This is a genomic window from Nocardioides sp. Z40_12, assembly GCF_058215795.1.
In genome coordinates this window covers 255,209-275,924 of the sequence record NZ_JBZAJA010000007.1, presented here as the reverse complement: position 1 = coordinate 275,924, position 20,716 = coordinate 255,209, and the positions used below count along the sequence as shown (strand labels likewise).

At 72.5% G+C, this 20,716-nt stretch carries 21 protein-coding genes and 1 pseudogene; 2 read left to right on the top strand and 20 right to left on the bottom strand.

What is annotated here, in order from left to right:
• Positions 1-85: 85 nt before the first annotated feature.
• Positions 86-232, top strand: a pseudogene (locus tag AC4BG9_RS14885) (HNH endonuclease signature motif containing protein); the annotation flags it as partial.
• A gap of 18 nt (positions 233-250) precedes the next feature.
• On the opposite strand, the gene AC4BG9_RS14880 reads toward AC4BG9_RS14885, so the two are convergent.
• The 9 genes from AC4BG9_RS14880 to AC4BG9_RS14840 form a co-directional block, all read right to left on the bottom strand.
• Entirely contained in the window at positions 251-1,177 is a 927-nt protein-coding gene (locus AC4BG9_RS14880) for an amidohydrolase family protein (RefSeq protein ID WP_490571891.1), read from the bottom strand.
• A 3-nt stretch (positions 1,178-1,180) separates the two neighbouring features.
• On the bottom strand, positions 1,181-1,660 hold the full coding sequence (smpB, locus tag AC4BG9_RS14875) for an SsrA-binding protein SmpB (RefSeq protein ID WP_490571890.1): 480 nt from the start codon (positions 1,658-1,660) through the stop codon (positions 1,181-1,183).
• Positions 1,661-1,762: 102 nt separating this feature from the next.
• On the bottom strand, positions 1,763-3,112 hold the full coding sequence (locus AC4BG9_RS14870) for a peptidoglycan DD-metalloendopeptidase family protein (RefSeq protein ID WP_490571889.1): 1,350 nt from the start codon (positions 3,110-3,112) through the stop codon (positions 1,763-1,765).
• A 54-nt stretch (positions 3,113-3,166) separates the two neighbouring features.
• On the bottom strand, positions 3,167-4,078 hold the full coding sequence (gene ftsX, locus AC4BG9_RS14865; RefSeq protein WP_490571888.1) for a permease-like cell division protein FtsX: 912 nt from the start codon (positions 4,076-4,078) through the stop codon (positions 3,167-3,169).
• A 19-nt stretch (positions 4,079-4,097) separates the two neighbouring features.
• The gene (ftsE, locus tag AC4BG9_RS14860; protein ID WP_490571887.1) at positions 4,098-4,787 is read right to left on the bottom strand and encodes a cell division ATP-binding protein FtsE; all 690 of its coding nucleotides are present in this window, start codon (positions 4,785-4,787) and stop codon (positions 4,098-4,100) included.
• Positions 4,788-4,941: 154 nt separating this feature from the next.
• Positions 4,942-6,060, bottom strand: coding sequence for a peptide chain release factor 2 (gene prfB / locus AC4BG9_RS14855; RefSeq protein ID WP_490571886.1), 1,119 nt, complete (start codon positions 6,058-6,060; stop codon positions 4,942-4,944).
• Between the two features lie 92 nt (positions 6,061-6,152).
• A complete protein-coding gene (locus tag AC4BG9_RS14850) occupies positions 6,153-6,998 on the bottom strand; it encodes an NPCBM/NEW2 domain-containing protein (RefSeq protein WP_490571885.1) in 846 nt (281 codons plus the stop codon).
• Between the two features lie 169 nt (positions 6,999-7,167).
• Positions 7,168-7,731, bottom strand: a complete 564-nt coding sequence (locus AC4BG9_RS14845; protein ID WP_490571884.1) for a CAP domain-containing protein — start codon at positions 7,729-7,731, stop codon at positions 7,168-7,170.
• A 58-nt stretch (positions 7,732-7,789) separates the two neighbouring features.
• The gene (locus AC4BG9_RS14840; protein WP_490571883.1) at positions 7,790-8,887 is read right to left on the bottom strand and encodes a Gfo/Idh/MocA family protein; all 1,098 of its coding nucleotides are present in this window, start codon (positions 8,885-8,887) and stop codon (positions 7,790-7,792) included.
• Between the two features lie 302 nt (positions 8,888-9,189).
• On the opposite strand from AC4BG9_RS14840, the gene AC4BG9_RS14835 reads away from it, so the two are divergent.
• On the top strand, positions 9,190-9,699 hold the full coding sequence (locus tag AC4BG9_RS14835; protein ID WP_490571882.1) for a hypothetical protein: 510 nt from the start codon (positions 9,190-9,192) through the stop codon (positions 9,697-9,699).
• Between the two features lie 45 nt (positions 9,700-9,744).
• Here AC4BG9_RS14835 and AC4BG9_RS14830 read toward each other — a convergent pair whose 3' ends face one another.
• The 11 genes from AC4BG9_RS14830 to AC4BG9_RS14780 all read right to left on the bottom strand — a co-directional run bounded on the left by AC4BG9_RS14830 (position 9,745) and on the right by AC4BG9_RS14780 (position 20,622).
• Positions 9,745-10,197, bottom strand: a complete 453-nt coding sequence (locus AC4BG9_RS14830) for a Tad domain-containing protein (protein WP_490571881.1) — start codon at positions 10,195-10,197, stop codon at positions 9,745-9,747.
• Positions 10,197-10,682, bottom strand: coding sequence for a hypothetical protein (locus AC4BG9_RS14825; protein ID WP_490571880.1), 486 nt, complete (start codon positions 10,680-10,682; stop codon positions 10,197-10,199). The genes AC4BG9_RS14830 and AC4BG9_RS14825 overlap by 1 nt, the downstream gene beginning before the upstream one ends.
• Positions 10,679-11,185 carry a TadE/TadG family type IV pilus assembly protein gene (locus tag AC4BG9_RS14820; protein ID WP_490571879.1) on the bottom strand — a complete coding sequence of 169 codons (507 nt, stop codon included), beginning with the start codon at positions 11,183-11,185 and terminating at the stop codon, positions 10,679-10,681. Before AC4BG9_RS14820 ends, AC4BG9_RS14825 begins: the two co-directional genes overlap by 4 nt.
• Positions 11,186-11,238: 53 nt before the next feature.
• Positions 11,239-11,472: a hypothetical protein gene (locus AC4BG9_RS14815; RefSeq protein ID WP_490571878.1), complete on the bottom strand. Its 234-nt coding sequence runs from the start codon at positions 11,470-11,472 to the stop codon at positions 11,239-11,241.
• A 107-nt stretch (positions 11,473-11,579) separates the two neighbouring features.
• Positions 11,580-12,521 (bottom strand): type II secretion system F family protein, encoded by a 942-nt coding sequence (locus AC4BG9_RS14810; protein WP_490571877.1) that lies wholly within the window; start codon positions 12,519-12,521, stop codon positions 11,580-11,582.
• A complete protein-coding gene (locus AC4BG9_RS14805; RefSeq protein WP_490571876.1) occupies positions 12,518-13,372 on the bottom strand; it encodes a type II secretion system F family protein in 855 nt (284 codons plus the stop codon). The genes AC4BG9_RS14810 and AC4BG9_RS14805 overlap by 4 nt, the downstream gene beginning before the upstream one ends.
• Positions 13,372-14,667 (bottom strand): TadA family conjugal transfer-associated ATPase, encoded by a 1,296-nt coding sequence (locus AC4BG9_RS14800; protein ID WP_490571875.1) that lies wholly within the window; start codon positions 14,665-14,667, stop codon positions 13,372-13,374. Before AC4BG9_RS14800 ends, AC4BG9_RS14805 begins: the two co-directional genes overlap by 1 nt.
• A 289-nt stretch (positions 14,668-14,956) precedes the next feature.
• On the bottom strand, positions 14,957-15,727 hold the full coding sequence (gene map / locus AC4BG9_RS14795) for a type I methionyl aminopeptidase (protein ID WP_490571874.1): 771 nt from the start codon (positions 15,725-15,727) through the stop codon (positions 14,957-14,959).
• Positions 15,728-15,914: 187 nt separating this feature from the next.
• Complete coding sequence (locus AC4BG9_RS14790) at positions 15,915-16,598, bottom strand: helix-turn-helix transcriptional regulator (protein WP_490571873.1); 684 nt, start codon at positions 16,596-16,598, stop codon at positions 15,915-15,917.
• A gap of 28 nt (positions 16,599-16,626) precedes the next feature.
• The gene (locus AC4BG9_RS14785) at positions 16,627-17,442 is read right to left on the bottom strand and encodes a LamG domain-containing protein (protein WP_490571872.1); all 816 of its coding nucleotides are present in this window, start codon (positions 17,440-17,442) and stop codon (positions 16,627-16,629) included.
• A gap of 114 nt (positions 17,443-17,556) precedes the next feature.
• The gene (locus AC4BG9_RS14780; protein WP_490571871.1) at positions 17,557-20,622 is read right to left on the bottom strand and encodes a PKD domain-containing protein; all 3,066 of its coding nucleotides are present in this window, start codon (positions 20,620-20,622) and stop codon (positions 17,557-17,559) included.
• Positions 20,623-20,716: the final 94 nt, after the last annotated feature.

Here is a 20,716-nt window from a genome sequence, read left to right as displayed (position 1 = left end):
GAATAGGTCGTCATCTAGACACCTCTCCGTGGTCTTTCGACCACTGTGACGGTGTCCACGAGACCGGGGGAAGACCAAAGCCCACCACCTCACACCCTGGACCCGACAAGGCCCCACCGACCTCGAGAACGGGCTCCTCCTCTGCTCCCACCATCACCACCTCGTCCACGACGACCGCTACCTCCACGACCGCCTCCCCAACGGCGACATCCGCTACCGCCGCCGCAGGTAGGAGCCCATATGCGGCCGGTCAGCGACCGAAGAGCCCGATGGCGTTCTCCCAGCACACGGCGCGGAGCCACGCCCGGTCGAGGCCGGGGTGGCGCTCACCGAGGCGCTCCAGCGACTCCAGCTGATGCACGTAGGGATAAGGGATGTTGGGGAAGTCGGAGCCGAGCAGCACCTTCTCCCCCAGGTCGACGAGCCGCGGCAGCAGCGCGTCCGGCCACGGTCCGCCCATCTCCTCGAAGAAGTCGGTGAACGCCATCGTGGTGTCGAGGCGCACGTGCTCGTAGGACTGCGCCAGCGTGGTGAACTCCTCGTACTCCGGCGCCCCCATGTGGGCGATCACCAGCGCCAGGCGCGGGTGCCGGGCGAGCAGCCCGGCGACCGGGCCAGGCCCGGTGTACGGGGTGGGGACCGGGCCGCTGCCGGCGTGCAGCACCACCGGGGTGCCCGCCTCGGCCACCACGCCCCAGGCCTCGTCGAGGAGCGGGTCGGTCACATGGAACGCACCCACCTGGACGTGCACCTTGAACAGCTCCAGGCCGTCCTCGATCCGGCGCCGTACGTAGTCGGCCGCCCCGGGCTCGGGAAAGAAGGTGCCGCAGTGCAGCGCCTCCGGCGTCCGCACCGCGAAGTCGTGCGCCCAGTCGTTGAGGAACTCGGCCATCCCCGGCTTGTGCGCGTAGGGCAGCGCGGAGAAGTGCCGCACCCCGAAGGAGCGCAGGAGAGCCGCCAGGGCCTCGTCCGTGTCGCGGTAGCGCAGCGGCCACGCCCCGCCGATGAGCGGACCGGCCGCGTCGAACTGGGCCCGGACCTTCGCCATCACCCGCGGGGGCAGGAAGTGGGTGTGGACGTCGAAGAGTCCCGGGAGCCCCATCCGGTCGATCCAGGCCCGGACGGCGGCGGCGTCCTGCTCTGGCGCCTCCCGCCCGTCGGCGTCGCGAGGGGGCACCCCTCAGTCCTTGTAGCCCTTGAGCCGCCGCTGGACGGCCTGCTCCTTCTCGCGGTTGGCCTGCCTCTCGGCCAGCGAGTGACGCTTGTCGTAGGACTTCTTGCCCTTCGCCAGCGCGATCTCGACCTTGGCCCGCCCGTCCTTGAAGTAGAGCTGCAGCGGCACCAGGGTGTAGCCGGAGTCGGAGACCTTGCGCTCGATCTTGCTGATCTCGGAGCGGTTGAGCAGGAGCTTGCGCTTGCGGCGCGAGGCGTGGTTGGTCCAGGTGCCCTGGCTGTACTCCGGGATGTGCACCTGGTGGAGCCAGACCTCGCCCCCGTCGACCTCGGCGAAGCCGTCGACCAGCGACGCGCGACCCTGGCGCAGCGACTTCACCTCGGTGCCGACCAGCACGATGCCGGCCTCCCAGGTGTCCTCGATGTGGTAGTCGTGCCGCGCCTTGCGGTTCTGCGCGATCGTCTTGGTGCCCTGCTCCCTGGCCATGGGGCTCATCCTCTCAACAGTGCGCAACCGGGTTCCCACAGGGCGGGCCGAGCCGACCCGCCCCCCGCCCGCGGTCCCGCCGGGCAGGGCACCCGGGAGCTCTCAGAGCCAGCCGCGCGGGTCGACCGCCTGGCCGTTGGCCATCACCGTGAAGTGCAGGTGGCAGCCGGTGGACCAGCCGGTGCTGCCGACGTAGCCGATGACCTGGCCGCGCTGCACGCTGGCGCCCGTCCCCACGGTGTAGCTCGTCGCGTGGTTGTAGACGGTGGCGAGCCCGCGGCCCGCAGCGACACCGTGGTTGAGCACCAGACGGTTGCCGTAGACCGAGGAGTAGTAGGACGAGACGACCCGCCCGTCGGCGGCGGCGTAGAGCGGCTCGCCGCAGTCGGCCGCCCAGTCCTGGCCGTCGTGCAGGCCCCAGTAGCCGTAGATCGGGTGGGAGCGGTAGCCGAACGGCGAGGAGAGAGTGCCTCCGCCGACCGGAGGGTTCAGGAAGCCGCCGCTGTTGCCGGGCGGGCCCGACTGCTGCGCCGCCCGGGCGCGCTGGGCCCGCAGGGCCGCCAGAGCCAGCTGTCGCAGCTTCTCGGCGAGCGCCTTCTCCTCGCGCTCGAGCTGGGCCAGCTCGGCCTCGTCGGCCCGCCGGGCGGCTGCGGCCTCCGCGTGTGCGTTACGTCGCTCCCCCACCAGCGCGGCCACCGACTCCTTGGCGGCCTCCGCCTCGGCCTGGTAGCCCTGCATCTCCACGAGGTGGTCGGCCGCGGCCTGCCGCTTGACCTCGACCGCCGCCTTGGCCTCGGCGACCCGGGTCTCGCGGACCGCGAGCAGCACCTCGGAGGCCTGGAGCTGCTGGTAGGCCCGGGCCTCGCGGTCGACGATCGCGTCGCGCATCTCGCTCTGGCGGGTCAGGTCGGCAGGGGTGCGGGCGTCGAGCAGCGAGGCGAAGGCGAGCAGCTCGGGGTCGCCCTGCTGGTACATGTCGGCGATGGTGGCGGCCACCTGGTCGCGCTGGACGGCACGGTCCGCCTGCCCCTGCGCGAGCTCGGCCTGCGCCTGCTCCAGCGCCGCGGTGGCCTCGGCCAGCTCGGCCTGCATCCGGGCGTCACGCTCCTGCGCGGTGGCGACCTTGGCCTCGGCGGCGGCCAGGGCGACCTGGGCGGCGCCGAGCTGGTCGCGGGCCGTGGCCAGGGCGGCGCTGGCCCGCTGCATCCGGCGGCTGGAGGAGTGCAGCTCGGACTCGGCGTCCTCGATCCGCTCGGCGACCTTGCGTCGCTTCTTCTTCAGGTCGTCGGCACCGGCCTGCGCGACACCGGAGTGCATGGCCATGGAGCCCTGCGCGGTCGTCGACGCGGTGGCCGCGCTCAGCTCGCCGACAGCGAGCGCGCTGACCGCCAGGGTGCTCGCGAGCAGCGCGGAGCCCGTGCGGCGACGCGTGGTACGGGGGAAGGGACGCACCGTGTTGCCTTCGATGTTCGGGGAAGTGAACTCGACGACGGTAACCGAGCGCGGTCAGACTTTGAGGTATTTGCGCGTCAGCACGAGTGTCGGGAGCAGGGTGAGCACCGGACCCAGCAGCGCGATCGCCGCCACCGCGGTGCCGTACTCCCCCATCCCGATCCACGGCATGAACTTCAAGTCGTCGGCGGTGCGCTCGTGGATCCCGAAGTACATGAAGGCCCCCAGCGCCCCGGCGGCCAGCGCCACCCCGATCAGCGCGGTGACCAGGGCCTCGAGGAGGAACGGCAGCGTGATGTAGAGGGTGGAGGCACCCACCAGTCGCATGATGCCGATCTCCTTGCGCCGGGCGAAGGCCGCCAGGCGGATGGTGTTGCCGACCAGCAGCAGCGCCGCGAGCACCAGGAACGCCGCGGTGCCCAGGGCTCCCCACTTCAGCGCGTTGATCGAGCCGTAGATCGGCTTGAGCGTCTCGCGCATGTCGCGGATGCCGGAGACCCCGTCGAGCCCCCGGACCGCGGAGACGATGCCCTCGTACTCCTCGGCGTTCTTGAGCTCGATCCAGACCGACTCGGGCATGTCCTCGGCGGTGGCCGCCGGGTTGGGGCCCTCGAAGCGCTCGGGGCCGACCAGCTCCTTGACCTTCTCGAACGCCTCCTCCTTGGACTCCAGGTGGTAGCCGGCCACCTCGGGGTTGTCCTCGACGACCGCCACCAGGGCGTCGCGCTGGGCGTCGGTCACCTCACCGGTGCAGGCCGCGGAGCTGTCCTCGGCCTTACAGAGCCACACGGTGATCTGCAGCTGGCTGCCCCAGTGGGCGGCGGCCTTGTCGGCCTGCTGGTTGAGCAGCACGCCGAGCCCGACCAGGGTGAGCGAGACGAAGAGCGTGAGCACCACCGCGAGATGCATCGACAGATTGCGCCGAAGCCCTTGACCGAGCTCGGAGAAGACGTAACGCAGCTGCATGGGGGGTTGTTGCCTCTCGTCAGTTCTGGACGCCGTAGACGCCCTGGGACTGGTCCCGGATGACCTTGCCGTGCTCCAGCTCGATCACCCGCTTGCGCATCTGGTCGACGATCCCGGCGTCGTGGGTGGCCATCACCACGGTCGTGCCGGTGCGGTTGATGCGGTCCAGCAGCTTCATGATCCCCACCGAGGTGGTCGGGTCGAGGTTGCCGGTGGGCTCGTCGGCGATCAGGATCATCGGCCGGTTGACGAACGCCCGCGCCACCGCGACCCGCTGCTGCTCGCCGCCGGAGAGCTCGTCGGGCATCCGGTCGCCCTTGCCCTCCAGGCCCACCAGCTCCAGGGTCTCCGGGACGAGCGTCTTGATGTCGGAGCGCGACCGGCCGATCACCTGCAGGGCGAACGCGACGTTCTCGCTGACCGTCTTGTTGGGCAGCAGGCGGAAGTCCTGGAAGACGGTGCCGATGTCGCGGCGCAGCCGGGGCACCTTCCAGCTGGCCAGCCGGTTGATCTCCTTGCCGGCCACGTAGACACGACCCGAGGTCGCCTTGTACTCACGCAGCACCAGGCGCAGGAACGTCGTCTTGCCGGAGCCCGACGACCCGACCAGGAAGACGAACTCGCCCTTCTCGATGTCGACCGAGACCTGGTCGAGACCGGGGTGCGGATGCCCTGGATAGGCCTTGGTGACCTTCTCGAATCGAATCACGTGACCCGAGGGTACGCGAGGGCACCAGCGGGTGGGGGCGCCGCGCCAGAGCGGCGGTCGACGCGTGCCGTGAGAGAGACCACGGGGGTGATCCCGGCCACCACCACCAGCCCCGGCGCCCGGTCCGCCGCGGCGGTCCCGGGGCGGGCCGGGGTCAGTTCTCCTCGGCCTTGTCGGTGCCCCGGCGCCAGCGGATGCCGGCCTCGAGGAAGCCGTCGAGGTCGCCGTCGAAGACCGCGCTGGGGTTGCCGACCTCGTAGCCGGTGCGCAGGTCCTTGACGATCTGGTAGGGGTTGAGCACGTAGTTGCGCATCTGGTCGCCCCAGCTCGCCTGGACGTCGCCGCGCATCTCGTCGAGGTGGGCCTTCTCCTCGGCCTTCTTCAGCGCGAGCAGCTTTGCCTTGAGGACCACCATCGCGGAGGCCTTGTTCTGCAGCTGCGACTTCTCGTTCTGGCAGGAGACGACCGTGCCGGTGGGGATGTGGGTCAGCCGCACCGCGGAGTCGGTCGTGTTGACCGACTGGCCGCCGGGGCCGCCGGAGCGGTAGACGTCGACCCGGATCTCCTCGTCGGGGACGTCGATCTCGTCGGTCTGCTCCAGCACCGGGACCACCTCGACGGCGGCGAACGACGTCTGCCGGCGGCCCTGGTTGTCGAACGGGCTGATCCGCACCAGGCGGTGCGTCCCGGCCTCGACCGAGAGGGTGCCGTAGGCGTAGGGGGCGTGGATGGCGAAGGTGGCGGACTTGAGCCCGGCCTCCTCGGCGTAGGAGGTCTCGAAGACCTCCACGGGGTACTTGTGCTGCTCGGCCCAGCGCGTGTACATGCGCATCAGGGTCTCGGCGAAGTCGGCCGCATCGACGCCACCGGCACCGGCGCGGATGCTCACCAGCGCCTCGCGGGCGTCGTACTCGCCGTTGAGCAGGGTGCGGATCTCCAGCGACTCCACCGACTTCTTGATCCGCTCGAGCTCGGTCTCGGCGTCGGCCATCGCGTCGGCGTCGCCCTCCTCCTGACCGAGCTCGACCATGATCTCGAGGTCGTCGATGCGGTCGCTGAGGCCGGTGAACTTGTCGAGCTCGCCCTGGAGCATCGACAGGCGTCCGGTCACCCGGGTCGCGTTGGCCTGGTCGTCCCACAGGTCCGGGGCCGCGACCTGGTCGCCGAGGTCGGCGATCTCGGAGCGCATCGCGTCCAGGTCGAGCACCTGCCCGATGGTGTGCATCGTCGCCCGGAGCTGCTTGATCTGCGCGTCGAAGTCGGTGCCTGCCACAAGGAGTCACCCTACGGCGCCGCCGGTGCCGTGTCGAAACCCCTCCTCGCAGTCAGGGCTCCGCCACGGTCACCGGCGGCGTCGGGGCGCGCTCACTTGGTGCAGAGGACCCACACGTCGCCGGCCGCGACCTGAGCGGCGGGCTCGGCGCTGGCGTTGAACCGGAAGAGCACCCGGTAGGCACCGGTGATGTCGCTGGTGTGCTTCTTGATCGCCCCGATGGTCAGGTCCTCCCAGACCTTGGTCACCCCGTCGGCCTCGAGCTTCGCGGTGCCGGTCGCCCCGGTGGAGCTGCTGTCGGTCAGCCCGTAGGTCGCGGACAGGGAGGTGCACAGACCACCCAGGGTGAACTCGACGGTGCCTTCACCGGGGGCCTTGGTCGCCAGGCTGTTGTCGTAGACCTGGGCGCCGATGTTGACGATGCCCGGGTCGACGTTGACCTTGGGGCCGAAGGTGCGAGCGGTGAGGCGGTCCCAGCGGTAGACCACGACCTTGACCTCCTCGGAGAAGGCCACCGTGGCGCCCTTGCCCGGGCTCTTGCGGATCCGGTAGAAGCGGGTGCCGGGGGCGCTCGGCGCGTCCTCGAGGGTGAACCGGCCGCTCGCGCGCAGCCGGGTGGAGCTCGACTTGGACCAGCGCGTGTTGCCGGCCAGGCGCTGCTGCAGGACCACCCGCTGCCCCTTGACCTTGGGCCGGGCCCAACCGGTGAACTTCAGGACGTCCGCACCGGCGACGGCGACCTCGCGGTCGACCTTGAGGCGGACCTTGCCCTGCTTCTTCGGCTGGGCCTTCAGGGCCGCCGCACCCGAGGCGTCGACGGCGCTCTGCGCGCCGGCCCGGTGCGCTGGCGCCTGCGCCGCGGTGCCGGCCGGGGCGGCCACCAGCGTCATGGAGGCGAGCGCCACGGCGGCGGCGGTGCTGATGATGGTGCGCTTCATGGGGTCTTCTCCCTCGTCGGTGTGCAGGCACCTGGTCCTGCAGGCTCGACAGTGTGACCCCATCGACCCCCCATTTGTTGTGACCAATTCAGGGTATTTGTTTGGGGTCGCGATCAGGTGGCCGGCGCAGTCACGCCGAGGACGTCGGCGACCCGCGCCCGCGCCCCGCTCACCGGCCGCCGAAGACCTGGGCGGAGTACCAGATCCCGTCGCCGCCCTTGGCCGCGCCGATGCCGATCAGGCGGAACTCGCGCCGCAGGATGTTCTCGCGGTGACCGGGCGAGTCCATCCAGCCACGGACCGCGGCCCGGCCCGTGCGATAGCCCATCGCCACGTTCTCCCCCACCGTGCGCATGCCGCAGCGGCGCAGCACCGGGCCCAGCTCCTGGTGGTACAAGGTCGCGCTCGCTGCCATCGCATTCGCCTGGGCCTGGGCCGACCGGACCAGGCAGCGGTGGGTGCGGAAGGTGCTCAGGCCCTGCCGGCCGCGGTGGGCGTTGGTGGCCCGCAGCGCCTTCTTGGCGTAGCGCCTGCCCGTGGCCGCCCGGCTCGATCCGGCGGCCTCGTGGCCCACCGCCCCGCGTACGCCGTTCCCGGTGCTCCCGTCCGGGCCGGCCACCGCGGCCGCCGGAAGCAGCAGCGTCAGGATGAGCAGCACCGGCAGGACGGGCAGCGCGGGCAGGATCGCGAAGGGCGTGGGCCGCGCGTGGCGGCGGCGTCCGGCACGAGGCATCTCGGGGCTCCGGTCGTCGAGAGGTCAGGACGGGCGGCCCACCGTAACGCGAGGGGGCTCACTCCTCGCCCGGGTAGACCAGACCGATCTGTCGACGGACCTCGTCCAGCGTCTCCATCACGGCGATGCTCTGCGTCGCGGGCAGCAGCGGCGACTCGGTGAGACCGGCGCGGACCAGTCGCTCGAGCTCCCGCGCCTGGTGCTGCATCCCGCGGCCCGCACCGCGGCCCGGCTCGCGGCCGTCGTACTCCTCGAGCAGCGTGCCGTCCGTGGCGATGACGCGCAGCGTGGTCGGCGCATACCAGGTGGGCGCGATCTCGACCCGCGCCCGCGTCCCCAGCACGACGGCGTCGTTGCGCCCGGCGACGTCGAGGGCGGTGTGCAGGACGGACTGCTCCCCCCGCGCGTGGGTGAGCGTGACCGCCGTCTGGCGGTCCACCCCGGTGGGCGTCGGGACCGACCTGCCGTCGACGGTGACCGGGGCACCGAAGAGGTCCCAGGCCAACGAGACCGGGTAGATCCCCAGGTCGAGCAGGGCGCCCCCGCCCAGTGCCGGGTCGAGCAGCCGGCCGGCCGGGTCGTCGGAGAGCTGCTGGCTGTGGTCGGCGACCAGGGTGCGGAGCTCGCCCAGGGTGCCGGCCGCCACGATCTCGCGCAGCCGCACCATGTGCGGCAGGAAGCGGGTCCACATCGCCTCGAGGACGACCAGGTGCCGCGCCCGTGCCTCGGCGACGACGGCCCTGGCCTGGGCCGCGTTGAGGGTGAACGGCTTCTCGAGGAGCACGTGCTTGCCCGCGCGCAGGGCGAGCAGCGCGTGCTCGGCGTGGAAGACGTGGGGCGTGGCGACGTAGACGACGTCGACGTCGGGGTCGGCGACCAGCGCCTGGTAGCTCGGGTGGGCCGTGAGCGGGCGGAGCTCACCGCCACCTCCCGCGGCCGTGCCGGAAGCGGCGGCCGACGCCGCGAACCGTTCCGCCCCCTCCCGGGTCCGTGACCCGACGGCCTGCACGCTCAGCCCGTCGGCCCGCAGGTCGTCGGCGAACCGCCGGGCGATCCCGCCGGTGCCCAGCACCCCCCAGCGCAGCGCGCCGGTCCGCCCACCCGCAGGCTCGCCCGCCCCCGAGTCCGTCCCCGCCTGCGACACGTCGTCCGTCACGTCGTCCCTCCCCCCACCCGTCATTCCACCCACCGTACGGAGTCGCGCTCGGGCTCCTCGGTCGACGGCCTCCCGCGAGAGCTCTCCCGGCCGGGGCGCTTCGCCCGGTAGGCCCTTCTTGGGGTCTTCACCCCATAGCAACGGCGTGTCACGCTGGCAAGTGGATGCCCGCGTATTGATCTCACCGACGCGGTCGCCGCTCAGTCGCACCGGGAGGATCCGTGACCCAGCCGACCCGAATGCTTCGGCGAACCGTCGTCGGTGTCGTCGTGACACTTGTGTGTTCAGGTCTGCTCTCGACAGTGTCCACCGCGCCGGCCGCGGCGGTCACCGAGGTGACGAGCGGCCGCCCCGGGCACACCACCGTGTACACACCGATGCTGACGATCCGGGACAACCAGGTGTACCTGGGGCCGGGGCTGATCATGTCGTACAAGTCGTTCGCCACGAACGGCCTCACGGTTGGCCGAAGTCCTCGACGAGGCCGCAAGCCCCGACCACAGACGGTCTCCGCCCAGTACAACCTGCAGTCCTGGGACGGAACCGCCTGGGTCACCTACCAGTCGAGCGAGCCATACACCTCCCGGATGGGACGGTGGACCAGGCAGGTCACCTTCCCCGCCTGGTCGGTCCAGCCTGCGAACCAGTACACGATGCCGGCCACCTACCGGCTCGCAGTGGCGGTTGCGTGGGCCAACCGGCGAGGACGGACGATCGGCACCAAGGTCATCTTCCACAACCTGCCCTCGGAAGTGCAGTGTGCGACCGTGCATCAAAGGTGCACGAACGACGGGGTCTCCCTCATCGTCTGACGTGTGCCCTGGCTGGGTGGCGGGCACCTCCTTGAGCCGTCGTCCCTACCGCTGCACCGTCACCGCCGCGGCGCCGCTGGCCGAGACCGCCGGCGGCTCCTCCAGCCCCGGCACGGCCAACGGCAGGTCGAGCGGGGCGGTCAGCGTCACCCGGACCAGCCCGGCTGCAGGGTCCACCTGCACGCTGTGGGTCAGCCCCGGGAAGCGCTGCCGGGCGCCCACCAGCTCGAGGTAGTCGCGCACCGCCCGGTCGACGGACTCGCGCTCCTGGCGGAGCCTGTCCTGGGGGATACCTCCGCCGTAGACGCCGGTGGAGCCCAGGTCTGCCCCCTGCAACGCGGCGCCGTCCGCCAGGGTGTCCAGCCCCTGGCGCTGGAGGTAGGCCGCCGAGGCGTCGATCACCACGGCGATGGCGATCAGCAGGATGGCGGCGAAGCCGATGATGAGCACCGAGACCTGCCCTCGTTCCTCGCCGCGGCGGCGCGGCGCCGGGCCCATCAGCCGCCGCCCTGGGTGTACTGCCCCACCGGGACGGTGTGGCTGGCCTCGAGGCCGAAGCTCGACCGGCCGCCCTTCAGCGCGTCCGGAATCGCCGGCAGGTCGACCCCGGAGACGACCTGCACCGTGATCACCGAGGTGCCCTCGAGGCAGCGCCCGGGCCCGTTGCTGCAGGTGACCTTGACCTCGGCGGTCATGCCCTCGCCGCCCTGGTCGTCGAGGGTCTGCTGGGCGATGGCCTCGGCGCGCCGCTGCGCGGTCCCCTCGTCCGGGGAGAGGGCGTACGCGCGCCCCGCCGCGCGGGCGGCGGCGCTCACCGCGAAGGCGCCCCGCTGCACCTCGAAGACCGAGACCACGATCCACACCAGCGGCACCAGCAGCAGGACTCCCAGCCAGACCAGCTCGACGAGCGCGCTGCCCCGCTCGTCGCGCCGGGCGCGGCGCCCCGGGAGCTGCCCGGTGCTCCCCCGTCCTCGGCGGCTCACGGCGCTCCCCCGTCCTCGTGGCCGCCCGCCGCTTCGCCGTCCTCGGGGCTCGGTGCCGCCGGCACCCCGCGGGCGGGGTCCGGCTCGATCACGGCGTTGCCGCTCACCTCGAAGGTGATCGCCGGCCCGCCCAGCCCGAGCGCCGGCACCCGGACCTGCGCCGTCATCCGGTAGGCGGGCTGCCCCTCGATCTCCACCGCCTCGATCTGCGCCCCCTCGACGAGCTCGGGCGCGAGGGCACCGGCGTACTGCTCGCGGGCCTTGGCGAGGCCGTCCTCGGGGGTGGCCTCCCAGGTGGCCGCGTACCTGGCGCCCTCGGCCATCGCCGAGGCGACCGTGTTGCGCACGTGCAGCACGAGCGCGACCTGGAGGATGCCGAGGACCAGCGGCACGAGGATCACCAGCACCAGCACGAAGTCGACGACCGCGGCGCCCTCCTCGCCGCGCCGGCCGGCCCGCTGGCCAGCCCGCCGTCCCGCGCGTCGTCCCGCCTGGCGTCCCATGTCGTCTCGGAGTCGTCGCTGCGGGTGGTGTCCGGAGGTCGCCTGGGACGTCGTCAGGACCCGACGGGCGTGACGCTGCCCAGCGCCGTCTTCAGGATGCTGACCAGCTCGGGCTCGGCGAAGCGGAGCAGCGCCGCGACGATGCCCGCGGACATCACCGTGACAAGCACCCAGCCCGGCACGTCTCCCCGCTGGTCGTCGGCCCGCTCGGCCAGTCTCGACCGCAGACGGGAGCGGCTGCGCTGCGGGGCGTGCGGGACGGTCTCGGAGCTCTGGCTCGGGGTCATGTCTGGTTCCTTCCGTGGGTGGATCGGTTGGTGAAGATCGGTGGGCGGATCGAGGTGGGTCGGTTGCTGGGCCGGCACGTCAGCGGGCCTGCCCGGCGGGCTGGGGCTCAGGGGGTGGCGAGGCGCAGACCGACCAGCCCGGGATAGAAGGCGAAGAGCACGGTCACGGGAAGCACCAGGAAGACGACGGGTACGAGCATCAGGACCTCCCGTCTGGCCGCACTCTCGATCAGCGCGCGACGACCGGCCTCGCGCACGTCGCCCGCCTGCGCGTGCAGCACGTCGGCGAGCGGGGTCCCCCGGTCCACGGCCACCGCGACCCCCTGGGCGAACCGGGCGACCAGCGTCAGCCCGGTGCGCCGGGAGAGGTGGTCGAAGGCGTGCGCCACCGGCTCGCCCGTCCTGATCTCGGAGAGCACGTGGCCCAGGTCCGCCGAGAGCGCCCCGTTGCTCCGGCGGACCACCCGGTCCAGGGCCGCCACCGGGCTTTCCCCGGAGGCCACCGAGAGCGCCAGGAGCTCGGCGATGATGGGGAACTCCGCCACGATCTCGCGCTCGCGCTCCACCGCCCGCGCCGTGAGCCGCTGGTCGCGCAGCACCACCCCGCCCGCGAAGGCGATCAGGCACAGGGCCGCCGAGGTGATGACCGACGAGGAGCCGGTGACGGCGCCCAGGAGCTCCCAGGCGGCCACCGCGGCGAAGCCGACCAGGCCCCAGACCACCTGCTCCACCCGGAACTCCTGGACGGTCTTGTCCAGGTCGGCACGCTCCAGTCGGCGTGCGACCGAGGCGGACCCGCCGAGCACCCGCTCGACCAGGTCGGCGGCCGAGCGAAGCATGGGGCCGAAGAGCTGGCCGGCGGCGCTGACCGGCGAGGAGGAGACCGCCTGGAGCTGCGGCAGGCGGCCGGCCTGGGGCAGGTCCCTGACGTAGGGCAGGACGCGTACGGCGATCGGGGTGCGCCGGATCGCGGCGACCCGGACCGCGACGAGCAGCACCCCGAACCCGGCGACCAGCCCCAGCAGGGCGCCGACCAGCGCGAGGCTCACGACAGGATCCTGCGCTCGACGGGGAGCCGGCCGATGCGGAGCATCATCGCGTAGGCGCCGAAGCAGAGGCTGGCGCCGACCACGAGCACCAGGGCGCCGCTGGGGGTCGCGTAGCGGGCGATCAGCTCGGTCTGGAAGGCCATCATGAGCAGGACCACCCAGGGGGCCGCGACGGCCAGGCGGGCGCCGTTGACGGTCCACGCCTGGCGGGACTCCAGCTCGGAGCGCGTCCTGGCCTCCTCGCGCAGGTAGCCGGAGAGGTTGCGCAGCAGGCGCCCGAGGTCTCCCCCGCCGACCTCGCGCGCGATCCGCAGCCCCTCGACCATGCGGTCGCCGACGGGATCGGCGAGCCGTTCCTTGAGCCGGTCGAGGGACTCCCCGAACCGGCCGGTGACCTGGTAGTCCAGGGCGAACTGGGCGAAGGAGTCGCGCAGCGCCCCCGGCCCGTTGACCGCCAGCCCCGACAACGCGTCGGGCAGCGACAGCCCGGCGCGGACGGCCGAGGAGAGGTTGTCCACCGCCTCGGGCCACACCTCGGCGAACTCGCGCTGCCGCCTGCGGACCCGCCCCGCCAGCACCGCCAGCGGCAGGTAGGCGCTGATCAGGCCGAACGCCAGGGCCACCGGGAAGGCGCCCGAGACCACCTGGACCAGCGCGAGCGCGCCCAGCCCGAGCACCGAGCACAGGGCCAGCAGGCTCGAGACGGAGACCTCGCCCATCCCGGCCCGGGCCAGGAGCTCCTGGAGCCGGCCGGCACGCCGTGACCCGCTCCGCTCGGCCCGGGGCAGGAAGAACGCCGACCAGACGAGCAGGGCGCCGGTGCCGAAGCCCAGGCCGACCAGGGCGCCCATCAGGAGCCGCCCCCGTTCAGGAGCTGGTGGACGTCGACGCCGACGCGCTGGTAGCGCTCGGGGCGGTGGGGCACCCCTCCGGTCCAGCGGAGCCCGGCGCCGCCGGGGCCCGAGGAGCGCTCGAAGATCGGCTCGATCTCGATGACGTCGTCCTCGACCCGACCCGGCACGGCCACGATCTCGTTGACCCGGCGCACCCCGCGCACGTCGATGCCGAGGTGGACGACCAGGTCGACCGAGCTCGCTACCGTCGGCACCACGAACCGGGCCGAGATGTTCTCCCCCGCCAGCAGCGGAAGGGTGCACATCTTGACCAGGGCCTCGCGGGCGCTGTTGGCGTGCAGGGTGCACATGCCGGGGAGCCCGGAGTTGAGGGCGAGGAGCAGGTCGAGGCACTCCTCTGCCCGCACCTCGCCCACGATCACCCGCGAGGGCCGCATCCGCAGCGACTCCTTGACCAGGTCGCGGAGCCGGATCTCGCCCGTCCCCTCGAGCCCGACCTGACGGGTCTGCATGGGCACCCAGTCGGGGTGGGGGAACTTCAGCTCGAAGACCTCCTCGGCGCTGATCACCCGCTCGCCGCCCGGGATGGCGGCCGCCAGGCAGTTGAGCATGGTGGTCTTGCCGGCCTGCGTCGCGCCGGCGACCAGGATGTTGAGCCCGGCCCGCACCGAGGCCTCGAGGAAGGCGGCCGCCGCGGGGGTGAGGCTGTCGAGCTGGACGAGGTCGGCCAGGCGGGCGGCCTGGAGCCGGAACTTGCGGATGTTGACGGCCGTGAACCCCCGGCTGATCCCCTGCAGCACCACGTGCAGCCGGTGGCCGTCGGGGAGCATGGCGTCGACGAAGGGCTGGCTCAGGTCGACCCGGCGTCCGCTGGTCTTCAGCATCCGCTCCACCAGCTCGGTGACCTGGGCCTGGGTGAGGACCAGGTTGGTCAGCTCGTGGCGGCCGTGGCGGGCCACGAAGACCCGGCTCGGGTCGTTGATCCACACCTCCTCCACCGTCGGGTCGTCGAGCAGGCTCTGCAGGGCGCCGAAGCCTGCCACCCGGGCCACCAGCTCGTCGACCAGCGCCTCGGCATCCGGCACCGGCGCCACCGCGCCGGTCAGGGACTGCTCGTCGTGGGCCGTCACCAGCTGCTCGGCGAGCTGACGGACCCGCCCGGCGTCGCGCTGGGGATCGATGCCCTCGCGGCGGACCACCTGGCGCAGCCGCGCGTCCAGCGCCTCCACCACCTCGGGCGGGCTGCTCACCGGCAGCGACGAGCCGGAGGCGGACACCACGGACGCGGTCATGGCTCTCCCCCCGAGCTCTCCTGCGACGACCCGAACATCGACCCCAGCGACGCTAGTGGAGCGCGAGGGGGCCTCGGCCGCCGTCCCGCGCTCCTGTGGAGGACACGCCGCCCGGGCGGGGAAGTTACCCACGATGGCGTAGGCGGGATACCTCAGCGGGCATAGGCCGAACGACGGACGAACGACCGGGGAGCCCGCCGCCGGCGGGCCGGACGGACTGCGACCCCGGGCTATCGGGGGTACGACGGGGACACCGGGCCACCGGGAACGGCGGCCATCGGAGCACGGGCTACCGCGGCAGGGTGAGGATCTCCGCGCCGTCGTCGGTGATCGCGATGGTGTGCTCGCTGTGCGCGGTCCGGCAGCCGGTGGCGCTCTTCAGCGTCCACCCGTCGTCGTCGGTGACCAGCTCGTCGGTGTCGGCCATCACCCACGGCTCCAGGGCCAGCAGCAGGCCAGGGCGCAGCGTGAATCCGCGACCCGGGCGCCCGTTGTTGGAGACGTGCGGGTCCTGGTGCATCGTCGAGCCCACCCCGTGCCCGCCGAACTGGGTGTTGATCGGGTAGCCGGCCGCCGCGAGGACCGAGCCGATCGCGTGGGAGAGGTCCCCGATCTTCGCGCCGGGCCCGGCCGCGGCGATCCCCGCCGCCAGGGCCCGCTCGGTCGCCTCGATCATGGCGGTGTCCTCGGGCCGCTCCACCTCACCGACCACGAAGCTGATGGCCGAGTCGGCGACCACCCCGTCGAGCGAGACGGCCAGGTCCAGGGAGAGCAGGTCGCCCTCGGCCAGCTCGTAGTCGTGCGGGAGACCGTGGAGCACGGCGTCGTTGACCGAGGTGCAGATGTAGTGGCCGAAGGGCCCGCTGCCGAACGACGGCGCGTAGTCGACGTAGCAGGAGACGGCCCCGGCGTCGAGGATCATCTCCTTGACCCCCCGGTCGATGTCGAGGAGGTTGGTGCCCGGGGTGCTGCGGCGCCGCATCGTCTGCAGGATCTCGGCCACCAGGGCGCCCGTCTCCCGGCCCAGGGCCACCCGGGCGGGATTGAGGATCTCGATCATGTGACGCCTTCCCGTGCTTCGGGACCGGTACAGCGCGACCGGCCCTCGCCCCGAAACTATCGCGGCCCGCCCAGCCCGGGACGGCAGCCCGGGACGCACGCCGGTGATGCACCCCCCGCGACTCACGCCGCGACTCACGCCGCGGCGCACGCCGCGCGACGCAGGGCCGGGGCCGGCGGCGGAGCGCTCAGCCGGTCTTGGAGTAGTTGAGGTCGGTCGCCTGCTGGTAGGCCGCCACCGCCGCGAGCTGCGACTTGACGTTGAGCTTCTGCCGGATCGCCCTCACCTGGCTGCGCACGGTGCCCTCGCTCACCCCGCCGGCCTCCGCGATGGCCTTGATCGACAGGCCCTCCTTGAGCATCTCCAGCACCGCCCACTCACGCGGGGAGAGCGCGGAGATCCGCAGGATCAGCGACCGGCGCGAGGCCCCGAGGCGCTCCCACTCCGCCAGCACCTCCTCGCGGGTCGACGCCGGCATCCCCGGCCCGCCACGGGCCACCGCCCACAGCGTGCGGGTCAGTACGTCGAGCCCGGCCGACATCGGGACGATGCCCAGGCAGCCCGCCGCCACCAGCGCCCCCCAGCGCGCCGGGTTGCGCGAGCCGGTGACCACCAGCCAGCGCATCCGGATCGACTCCACCATCGCCAGCGCGTCGCGCCACTGGCCCAGGTCGTCGATCTCGGCGACCACCACCCCGACCCCGGCCTTCTCCCGGGCGATCTCGCGGCGGGCCTCCATCAGCTCCTGGCGGGAGCGCGGGCTGGCCATCCGGACGATCTGGAAGTCGCGGGCGCTCAGCGCCACCTCGATGGCCTCGCCGACGAGGTGACCCTCGGCGACGACGACGACCTTCGGCGGGGACGCGCTCACCGGTCCTCCCCCTCCCCTCGGCCGGCGCTCACGAGATGTCCATGAAGACGTTGTCGATCAGCCCGTTGAACTGGTCGGTGTCGCGGGGCTGGATCCGCCCCTTGGGTGTCACCTTGCCGCCGATGGCGACCGGCTCCGAGCGCCGGAACTCGATCGCCCCGACGGCGGCCGGCACCGACCACACCTGGGGGTCGGGTCGCCCGGGCTCGCCCACCGCCAGGGTCAGCTCGTCGTGGCGCAGCTGGCACATGATGCGGTGCCACTGCTCACGGTCCACCGAGACCTTCGCCGAGACGATCGCCTCGCCCGTCTCGCCCCGCACCCGGCACGACGGCACGTCGCCGTCGAGCTGGAGCTTGACCTGTGCCTGGTCGTCGAAGAGACCGCGCTGCATCACGTTGTCGCCGTTGTCGCCCTGCGTCGTGCCCTGCTCGGCGTCGAGCATCACGTCGGCACCCCAGCGGAAGGCCCGGCTCCCGGGGCTGAGCTGGTCGGCGCCGCGGGGCTTGACCACCAGCACCGCGGCCGGGGTGGGGCCGGCGTCGCTGAACGGCGGGGTCCGGACCGCGTAGCCGGAGCGGCCCACGACCCGGTCGAGAGTTCCGCCGCCGGCGGTGCTCACGCTGATCCGCAGGGTGGCGGTGCCGGAGCTCTGCACCCGCCGCATCGGGTCGCCCTCAGCGCTCAGCCCTTCGTCGAACTCCAGCACGAGCTGGCCCCGCGGGCCCGGCAGGCTGGTCGCCCGCTCGGTGGCCTCGGTGGCGGAACCGCACCCGACCAGGGTGAGCAGGACGAGGACGCAGGCGGCCCCGGACAGCCGCCCCGATGCGTCTGTCTTCTTCACTCCCACCCACTCCCACCTGGTTGGCGACCGGGGTGGTCACCGAACCCCTGACACTGCTCTGATCTTTCGTCCCTCGGCGCTGCTGAACCTTCTCCCCCGCGGCGCCCGAACCGCCTACCTGAGACCGATGGCGGTGGAGAACACGATGGCACGGGACACCTCCACGGTGGTCCTGCCCACCAGGTTGCCCGCCGGCCCGGCGGCCACGGGGCCGTTCGAGTCCGAGATGGTGGCGGTGATCCGGCCGCTGCCGGCCCCCGACGACGTGGCTCGCGCGGTCTGCCCCCCGATCTGGCTCCAGGAGGTCTCGGCGGCCGCCTTCAGCGCCCAGTAGCTCGCCAGCCACCCCCCGTCCGCCGGCGCGGTCACCTGCGGCGTGGTGAACTCGGTGCCCCGCGAGGTGTGGAGACGCCCCTTGTGGTCGGCCACGTAGGCCTGGAGCCCGCCCGTGCCGCGGTAGGCGGCCACCGAGAGGTCGCCCTTGGCCGCGGCCCCGACGTCGACGCGGACGCCCTTGCCGGCGTCCCCGGCCGCCGCGTAGCGCCACCACGACCGACCCGCGACCCCGCCGCCGGAGAGTGTCTCCAGGGGCGTCCAGCCGGCCGGGGCGGTGACCTCGACGTCGCTGTTGAGAGCGAGCTGGAGCACCAGCAGGTCGCCGGCCGCCACCGTCGCCGGCAGCACGACCCGGTGGCTGGTGCTGTTGCTGTTGGCGGAGGCGGCCCCGCCGAAGACGACCTTGAGGAGGTTGGCGGCCACGTCCTGGGTGGTGCTGACGCTCACCCCGTCGCTGTCGGTCACCGTCAGGGTCACCCGGCGGGTGCCTTCGGCGGCGTAGGTCTTCTTCGGGGTCATGCCCGTGCCGTAGGTGTCGTCACCGAAGTTCCACGCGTACTGCAGGGGCCCCTCGGCGTCGGTCGAGGCCGAGGCGTCGAAGGAGCAGCTGGTGCCCAGGCACGAGGCGGTGAAGGCCGCCTGAGGGCGCTGGTTGACCCGGACCACCTCGACGTCGCGAGTGACCCGGCTGCTCCCGCCCCGCGTGCTGGTGATCGACAGGGTGACCTGCCGCCGGCCGTTGGAGGCGAAGGTGTGGGTGGCAGTCGGGCCCGTCGCCGTGGCGCCGTCGCCGAAGCTCCACTCGTAGGAGGCGACCTCGCCGCCCGGCGTCACCGACGACGTGCCGTCGAAGGTGCAGGTGAGGCTGGTGCAGGAGAAGTCGAAGGAGGCCTGCGAGTCCATCGGCGCCCCGCGTCCCTGGGCGTCCTGGAAGACGAAGAGGTCCCGCGCGGTCCAGTTGACCCCGCCGGTCCGCGGCTCCGACACCATCGCCATGGTGCCGGCCACGGGCGCGCCGGAGGTGCCCTTCTCGGTCCAGTCGATCCGGCGCAGCGCCCCCGAGGCGTCGGCCCAGTAGAGCTTGCCGTCCGCCAGGAACATGCCCCGGACCCCGGAGAAGCTGATGCCGGAGACGTTGCCGGAGGCGACCAGGCGCTTGGCGCCGACGACCCCGCTCTGCGGGGTGAAGTAGCGGTAGCGCAGCTCGTTGGTGCCCGACTGGGTGAAGTAGAGGCGGCCGTTGTCGTAGAACATGCCGGTCGCGGAGCGCATGTCCTCGCGCCAGGTCGTGTCCAGCCGGATCAGGTCGCTGGTGTTGACCCGCTCGACCGGACCGAGGGTGGTCCCGTCGAAGGTCCGCCGCACGAAGGTGCCGTCGGACTGCGCGAGGTAGAGCCAGCCGTTGACCATGAACGCGCCCTTGACCGTGCTGGTTGAGAGCCCGGAGACCGAGCGGGCCGGGCCCACGACACCGTCGCGCAGGCTGCGGGCGGTCACCGTCGAGCTGCCGACGGTGTAGACGTCGTTGGGCAGCTGGGCCGAGCGGACGGCCGGGAAGGTCACGCCGTCCAGCGGCAGCCGGGCGATCCGCGGCCTGAGCTGGCCCGCCCCGATCCGCTCGGTGTCCGAGGCGACCCACAGGCCGCTGCCGGTCAGGGCGAAGTCGAAGACCCCGATGCCCCGGTCGCGGCCCGGGTTCCAGGAGTAGGGCAGCCCGTTGGCCGGGTCCAGCGCGGCGATGCCGGCGCGACCGACGGCGCCGTAGCTGCCGACGTCGGAGCCGTAGGGGTTGTTCTGCCAGCGGAAGTGGCCACCGACGTAGACCACCGACTCGGTGACCTCCACGGCGTAGAGGGTGTCGCCCCCGGTGAGGTTCACCCACGAGGGCTGCACCGTCTGGCCGGAGGCGTAGGTCTCGAAGCGGGAGGAGGCGTCGCACGGCGAGTCCGCGCCGCCGTAGGCGCCGGTGGTGGTCACCACGAAGAAGGAGCCGTCGGGCGAGAAGTCGACGTCGCGCATGTAGGTGTCGAACGACTTGGAGCACGTCGCGGTGAAGAACCTGGTGTTGAAGTCCGTCTCGCGCGCCTCGGAGCCGCTGATGTCGAGCTGGAGGAGCTGGTGGCGCACCACGCCCTGCAGGGTGTCGAAGTTGCCGACCGCGACCAGCCGGTCGCCCCGGGGGCTGACGTCGATCTTGAGCACGTTGGTCGCGCCGCTGTTGTGGACGCCGGCGATGCGCTGGCGCATGTAGGGCAGGAAGGCGCCGCTGCGCGGGTCGACGGTCGCCAGCGCGGTCTGGTCGTGGCCCTGGACGTGGGTGAAGTGGCCGGCGACCCACAGGCGGCCGCCGGTCAGGCGCAGGTCGCGGACCTGGCCGGTGATCTTGCCGGCGTCGAAGGGCAGCACGGCGCCGTCGGAGATCCGGACCAGGGCCAGGTTCTTGCGGCTCTGGCCGCCGATGCTGGTGAACTTGCCGCCGACGTAGACCGACTGGCCGTCGGCCGCGGGCAGCACCACGCGGACCACGCCGTTGGGCTGGGGCACGAAGCTCTGGCTGATCTCGCCCGAGACCGGGTCGAAAGCCAGCAGGTTCTCGCGGGACAGCTGGCCGGTGGCGCCCTCGTTGCGCGCCTTGCTGAAGTCACCGCCCAGGACCATCTTGCCGCCGGCCTCGACCACGGAGTAGACCATCCCGTCGAGCACGTGCGGGGTGCGCGCCGCCGCCACGTCGCGGACGAGCTGTCCGCCCGGCTGGACGACGCCGACGGCGGGGAGGTGGCCCACCAGCGCCGTCACGCACGCGAGGACGACGATCGCCAGCGCGCGGTTGATCCTGCTGCCCATATGCCTTGCCACCGTTCCTAGAACCAGCTGGCGACCCTTGCGTCACCGGGACCGTTGGCCGTCCCGAGGTGGCCACCAGGGGGAATCTTGACCA

Coding starts and splice junctions, on each gene's coding strand:
- AC4BG9_RS14800 (WP_490571875.1), bottom strand. CDS start 14,667: ATGACCGCGTCCGTGGTGTCCGCCTCCGGCTCGTCGCTGCCGGTGAGC.
- AC4BG9_RS14805 (WP_490571876.1), bottom strand. CDS start 13,372: ATGGGCGCCCTGGTCGGCCTGGGCTTCGGCACCGGCGCCCTGCTCGTC.
- map (WP_490571874.1), bottom strand. CDS start 15,727: ATGATCGAGATCCTCAATCCCGCCCGGGTGGCCCTGGGCCGGGAGACG.
- smpB (WP_490571890.1), bottom strand. CDS start 1,660: ATGGCCAGGGAGCAGGGCACCAAGACGATCGCGCAGAACCGCAAGGCG.
- AC4BG9_RS14845 (WP_490571884.1), bottom strand. CDS start 7,731: ATGCCTCGTGCCGGACGCCGCCGCCACGCGCGGCCCACGCCCTTCGCG.
- AC4BG9_RS14850 (WP_490571885.1), bottom strand. CDS start 6,998: ATGAAGCGCACCATCATCAGCACCGCCGCCGCCGTGGCGCTCGCCTCC.
- AC4BG9_RS14820 (WP_490571879.1), bottom strand. CDS start 11,185: ATGGGACGCCAGGCGGGACGACGCGCGGGACGGCGGGCTGGCCAGCGG.
- ftsX (WP_490571888.1), bottom strand. CDS start 4,078: ATGCAGCTGCGTTACGTCTTCTCCGAGCTCGGTCAAGGGCTTCGGCGC.
- AC4BG9_RS14830 (WP_490571881.1), bottom strand. CDS start 10,197: ATGGGCCCGGCGCCGCGCCGCCGCGGCGAGGAACGAGGGCAGGTCTCG.
- AC4BG9_RS14780 (WP_490571871.1), bottom strand. CDS start 20,622: ATGGGCAGCAGGATCAACCGCGCGCTGGCGATCGTCGTCCTCGCGTGC.
- AC4BG9_RS14815 (WP_490571878.1), bottom strand. CDS start 11,472: ATGACCCCGAGCCAGAGCTCCGAGACCGTCCCGCACGCCCCGCAGCGC.